This window comes from Staphylococcus sp. HMSC063F05 (genome assembly GCF_001837075.1).
GTDB lineage: Bacteria > Bacillota > Bacilli > Staphylococcales > Staphylococcaceae > Staphylococcus > Staphylococcus epidermidis.
Window position 1 is genome coordinate 1 of sequence record NZ_KV831310.1, and the last position, 653, is coordinate 653.

A 653-nucleotide genomic window follows, 5' to 3' on the forward strand; every position below is an offset into this window, starting at 1 on the left:
CTTTTTGTTAAAATTATACTATAAATTCAACTTTTCAACAGAACCATTATTTCTTTGTTCGCCAAAAGTATTTCTCTTATCACAAGTAAAATTTAGGTTTGGCAAGTATTGGATTTGCTAGCTACTAACGTGGTAGCATCGCTTGCTTGTTGGGAATCGTCCCCAAGCCCCTTAGTATTTTTTTGCGAAAAAATAGTGGCTAATTACTAGCCACTCATAGTTCAAAACCATAAATCTATATACTTAAAAAAAGAAAGATAGTTGTAAATTTTATCATTGAAAACAAAAAGTTGAAAATCTTTAATCAATATTAATGTGTACCTTAAATTATTAATAGTAAATGACAAAAAAACAAAGAGCTACCAATTTGGTAGCTCTTTGTTATCCTCAATTTTCATATATAAATATGAAATAAGAAGACAAGGTCCAAAATTAATTTTAAAATCTTTTGTATTAAAATTCAATAACCATTCTTTATTTTTCTTATTTTCATATTTATAGTAACTAATTTTTTATTGTTTTTTTCTGCGCAAATTAAATAATATAGCCAATGAACCGAAAATAGCGAAGATACTACCATTAATCATTGATGGCTTTGTATCTTTACCTGTTTCAGGTAGTTCAGGTTGCTCAGGCTGTTCAGGCTGTTCAGG

At 28.3% G+C, this 653-nt stretch carries 1 protein-coding gene; it reads right to left on the reverse strand.

The features are described 5' to 3' along the window. Positions 1 to 512: 512 nt before the first annotated feature. A partial coding sequence (locus tag HMPREF2576_RS12605) for an LPXTG cell wall anchor domain-containing protein (RefSeq protein ID WP_141758100.1) occupies positions 513 to 653 on the reverse strand: 141 nt, incomplete at its 5' end.